A 4514-nucleotide genomic window follows, 5' to 3' on the forward strand; every position below is an offset into this window, starting at 1 on the left:
GCATATCGCCCACGTGCTGGATCATACCGACGGCCGCATCGAAGGCCCGGACGGCGCCGCCGAGATCCTCGGGCTCAAGCCCAGCACGTTGCGCCATCGGATTAAGAAGCTGGGTATCCAGCGCAATAATTGACGGATCCGTAAGAAGTCCGATCCGCCTGAGGCGGACAAATATCTGCGTTACGCTTGATCCCTCGTTAACGAGAAGTACTTTAACAATGGGTTAGGATTAATCGGCGAGCAACAGGATATGACAAATTACCGAAGCCTTAAATACCATTCAATGTTTCGGTTAAGCCTTTTTGCACCCCCATTGCGTAAAATGCCTCTGACGCCCTATCGTCTTCTGGCGATAGTGTTCTTGCTGACCATCCTGGTTTCGCTATTTGCCGTCGATCGAGTCATGGCATCCCGTCCAGATTATATCGATAGCGAACGTCCGGCTGCTTTTTCAAATAGGGATGAAGAATACCCATTGGAGGCGTTTCAACCCCAAGATGCAATTCTACGACCCTCCGTATTCCTTGAATTAAAAGAGAAGACAGCATCTTTATCACCCTTTTGGCGAGACACCCGCATGAATTTGCACATCCGCTCCTATTATTTTGCGAGTGACATTGCGGACACCGCAAACGAAGAGGCGTGGGCTTTAGGCGGCTGGTTGGAATACGAGTCAGGTTGGTGGAAAGACCTTTTGAAGGTCGGTGGGACAGGCTACACGTCCCAAAAACTCTACGGGCCCGAAGATAGGGACGGTACGCTCCTGCTCAAGCCCGGTCAAGAGGGATTCTCGGTTTTGGGTCAGGCCTATTTGCGGGCCCGAATCGCTCAAGGCGTCGATCTTCGTCTATACCGGCAGAGCTTGGAACTCCCTTATATAAACAAAAATGACAGCCGCATGGTCCCGAATACCTTCGAAGCATATACCCTTGATGGCGAATCGATTCAAAAAACGGATTTCATTGTCTCGCATGTCACCAAAATGAAGACACGCAACGCATCGGAATTCCGTTATATGTCCGCGGTCGCAGGTTTTCCTGACACCGACAAAGGCCTTACCATGGGCGGCGCCAAATATTCCTTTACCGATGATATCTATATCGGTGCGATTAGCCAATACTCATGGGATTTGTGGAACACCGCTTATGCCGAAGCCACTGGGGTTTGGAATTTAACCGAGGCGGTAGAAATCGGCCTCTCGGCCCAGTACACCGATCAGCGAAGCGTAGGGGATGCGTTGGATGGCGCATTTAGCACCTCTGTATATGGGGCTCAAGTGGCATTGAGCTACAAAGGGGCTATCATAAGCTTTGCTTTTAGCGCGACAGACGATGAAAGACGCATTCAAAGGCCCTATGGTGATACGCCTAGTTATGTTTCGCTCATGGAAGCGAAGTTTGACCGGGCCGGGGAGGACGCATGGCGAATGGGGCTTTCTTATGATTTTGGATTTGCCGGTGTAGATGGACTCAGTGCTTTCGCTGACTACGCAAGAGGCCGCACACCCGATTCAGGTCCAGCCGCATCACCAGACCAGGAGGAGATTGATCTCACTGTGGACTACCGCTTCAAGAAAGGCCCGCTTGAACGACTTTGGCTCCGGTTCCGCAGTGCGTTTTTGAACCAACAGGGCCCGAATGCGCAAGACATCATAAACTTCAGAATCATCCTAAACTATGACCTTCCGATTTTGTGACCGTTCAAGAGATATCGGGTTGTCCGGCAGAACCATATAGACCCCAGTGTCGCAAGATTTACTTGGACTGACAACCACAGATAATGGTATCTGTAATTTGGTCAGACTGGTCATTATCTCAATGTATCTTAGTTCAGCGAATTTCTGTGATAGATGATTTTTTCTGAAGTAATCTGCACCGAACTGGCTTTCCGGCTGACCACCACATGGTGTGGTAAGCCTTTTTATGTGCCAGTGCCAGCTACTGGCAAGAAACATGTAAGTTCTGCAAGAGCAAATAGCTTCAGTTCTTGTGATCTATCCTGCAACACTTCGCACCTGTACGTATTATGATTCATTGAATCTGGTTTCGTCTCCCAGAACACGATATGCCTGTATGGGATAATGGAATCCCTTTACTTCAATCGTGCCGACTTCATCACATGGAATCTCTTCACTTACAAGCGCCCATGTGGCGTTGGAAAAAGAAAATCCCCGGGTTGACAGGCCTGTTTCAATCGTGAGGCCAGGTTGGTATTCAGGCCGATGGCGGAATACTCCATGAAACTTTCCGAACCATAGTTGCCCACATTGGCCATGCCGGTGTGAATGCCGCACCGAATTTGAAAGGGAAATTGGACCCCCTGGTTCCACCACTTCTCTCGCAGGGTTTTCATAATCTTTTGCATCTCCATAGCCATACGCAAGCACGCCAACGAATTCTCCCGCTCCCCCATTGAGTCCGGCGCCCCAAGATGGCTTAGATACTGTCATCGGTATACTTGGGGATGGTTCCGCCCCATGTCCTCACGATTATAGCCATTACCCCTGAATATTTATTGAGCAGCCTGGCTAACTTCTTCATGTTCAGGTATCCACGGGTTCTCCACTTCGTGCCGGCGATATGGCGCAGGCGAGCCGCGACCAGCGCATTAAGGCCGAGTTCCAACCCGAGAAAGCACCGACTACGTGTGTTCGGCGTCTGACCTCACGCTGCATGCGTTCCAGTGGATTGTTTGTACGGATACGCCGCGAGTGGGTATCGGTAAAATCGTATTTTGGGTTAGATTATTTTTTTAGGTTTGATTTTCCCTGAACAAATGACACCTATCTACCTATCTCTGACTTTTTTATTTGACAATGTCTCGATATTAATTAACTTAACATTAAACTAATTTAAAGCGAGGCAATAGTGAATCCTAAACCCCAGATAACAGACCAACAGCGGACCATTCTCAAGACCTACACGCAGATGATGCGGGCTTCGGATGCTGTGACAGCACAGATGCACCGTCACCTTCTGGATACCGGTCTTACCCTCAGCCCGTTCGGCGTGCTGGAGGTTCTGTATCACAAGGGGCCACTCTGACAGCGGGATATCGGTCAAAAGATTCTTAAAACCAGCGGCAATATGACAATGGTCATTGATAACCTGGAGAAACGGGAGCTGGTTGTCCGAGAAAAAGATCCGGCGGACCGCCGCCGGATCTCGGTGAAATTGACGGAAAAGGGTTTGGACCTGATTCAGGCCCTGTTTCCCGCACACGCCGCTGTGGCTGCGGAAACGTTTTCGGTACTCGAATCCAACGAGTTGGCAACCCTGGGCAAGCTTCTTAAAAAAATCGGCAAAGCCAATGCCGCCCCGCCGGAAACGGATAAAAGGAGGACCTCATGAGCACAACCATCATACCGGCCGACCAGCGCCATTTTACGGATATGGGCTGGCTGCAGACCTACTGGCTCTTTTCTTTTTCAAATTATTACGACCCTGCCAACATGGGACACGGTAAATTGCGGGTTTTCAATGACGATGTGGTCCGTCCCGGGGCCGGATTTCCCACACACCCCCATGAAGAGATGGAGATCATCACCATCGTATTGAAGGGTGAAATTTCCCATAAGGACAGCATGGGCAACGGTGGGGTGATCCGGGCAGGTGAAGTCCAGCGGATGTCGGCGGGTACGGGGCTGACCCATTCCGAATACAATGAAGCGGACCGTGATCTGCATTTTTTCCAGGTCTGGATTCTGCCAGACGAGGCGGGTCTGCGCCCATCCTATGAACAAAAAGAGTTTACGGAAGATGATTTCAAGAATGTCCTGTTTCCACTGGCCTCCGGTCAGAACCACGCCAGGGCCGTCAATTTTAACACGGATGCTACCATCTACCGGTCACGGCTGGATGCACGACAGCTGCTGGAGCATCGCACTTCGCCTGACCGTAAGCTTTTTGTTTACCTGACATCGGGACGCTTGCAAGTCAACGGCGAGGCCCTGGCGGCCAAGGATCAGGCCCGGTTGGATGGCATCGACCGCCTTGAGCTGAAAGCCGACCAGGACGCGGATTTCATCCTCATCGATGTATCGGACAAATGAATAACCGAAACATACCGGATAGAAATAAAAAGGAACTGCTATGAATTATAAAGAGATTACCGAAAAAAGACGTGCCATCAATTTATTCGATCCCAACCGAAATGTAACGAACGAATTGCTAAGTGAGATGATCGATCTGGCGGCCCGGGTGCCGTCCAGCTTCAACCTGCAGCCATGGAATCTGATGGTGTTGCGCGATACCGCTGCCAAGGAAAAGCTCAAGGCCCTGGCCTGGGACCAGCCCAAGGTCGTGGAGGCGCCAGTCACCTTCATAGTCTTAGCGGACAAAAACGGTTGGCAGGAGGGCCACCCCACGGTGGAAAAAAAAACTGGCAGGAAATGTTGAACAGCGGAGCCATGGGACCGGATCAGCGTGATTGGTTTCTTAATGCCGCCAAATCCCTCTACGGCTGGAGTACAGAGGCCAGTCTGGCCTATGCAGTGAAAAATGCGGGTTTTTTCG

The 4514-nt window shown here is 50.7% G+C and carries 6 protein-coding genes and 1 pseudogene; 5 read left to right on the top strand and 2 right to left on the bottom strand.

Annotated features, from left to right (window positions below; genetic code table 11):
• Nucleotides 1-13 precede the first annotated feature (13 nt).
• Both QNK41_RS11650 and QNK41_RS11655 read left to right on the top strand, forming a co-directional pair.
• A complete protein-coding gene (locus tag QNK41_RS11650; RefSeq protein WP_319256962.1) occupies nucleotides 14-133 on the top strand; it encodes a hypothetical protein in 120 nt (39 codons plus the stop codon).
• A gap of 117 nt (nucleotides 134-250) precedes the next feature.
• Nucleotides 251-1696: an OprD family outer membrane porin gene (locus tag QNK41_RS11655; RefSeq protein WP_319256950.1), complete on the top strand. Its 1446-nt coding sequence runs from the start codon at nucleotides 251-253 to the stop codon at nucleotides 1694-1696.
• Nucleotides 1697-2133: 437 nt separating this feature from the next.
• Here the strand turns inward: QNK41_RS11655 and QNK41_RS11660 are convergent, their stop codons facing one another.
• Together QNK41_RS11660 and QNK41_RS23045 are read right to left on the bottom strand one after the other, a co-directional pair.
• Entirely contained in the window at nucleotides 2134-2412 is a 279-nt protein-coding gene (locus QNK41_RS11660; RefSeq protein ID WP_319256953.1) for an adenylate/guanylate cyclase domain-containing protein, read from the bottom strand.
• Nucleotides 2413-2542: 130 nt separating this feature from the next.
• Nucleotides 2543-2719, bottom strand: a pseudogene (locus QNK41_RS23045) (transposase); the annotation flags it as partial.
• 334 nt (nucleotides 2720-3053) lie between these two features.
• Between QNK41_RS23045 and QNK41_RS11670 the strand changes: the two are divergent.
• Genes QNK41_RS11670 through QNK41_RS11680 form a run of 3 tightly spaced genes read left to right on the top strand, consistent with a single transcriptional unit; the run spans nucleotide 3054 to nucleotide 4397 of the window.
• Nucleotides 3054-3350 carry a MarR family winged helix-turn-helix transcriptional regulator gene (locus tag QNK41_RS11670; protein ID WP_319256965.1) on the top strand — a complete coding sequence of 99 codons (297 nt, stop codon included), beginning with the start codon at nucleotides 3054-3056 and terminating at the stop codon, nucleotides 3348-3350.
• Entirely contained in the window at nucleotides 3347-4051 is a 705-nt protein-coding gene (locus QNK41_RS11675) for a pirin family protein (protein ID WP_319256956.1), read from the top strand. The genes QNK41_RS11670 and QNK41_RS11675 overlap by 4 nt, the downstream gene beginning before the upstream one ends.
• 40 nt (nucleotides 4052-4091) lie before the next feature.
• On the top strand, nucleotides 4092-4397 hold the full coding sequence (locus tag QNK41_RS11680) for a nitroreductase family protein (protein WP_319256959.1): 306 nt from the start codon (nucleotides 4092-4094) through the stop codon (nucleotides 4395-4397).
• Nucleotides 4398-4514: the final 117 nt, after the last annotated feature.

It is taken from the genome of Desulfosarcina sp. (assembly GCF_033791525.1).
GTDB lineage: Bacteria > Desulfobacterota > Desulfobacteria > Desulfobacterales > Desulfosarcinaceae > Desulfosarcina.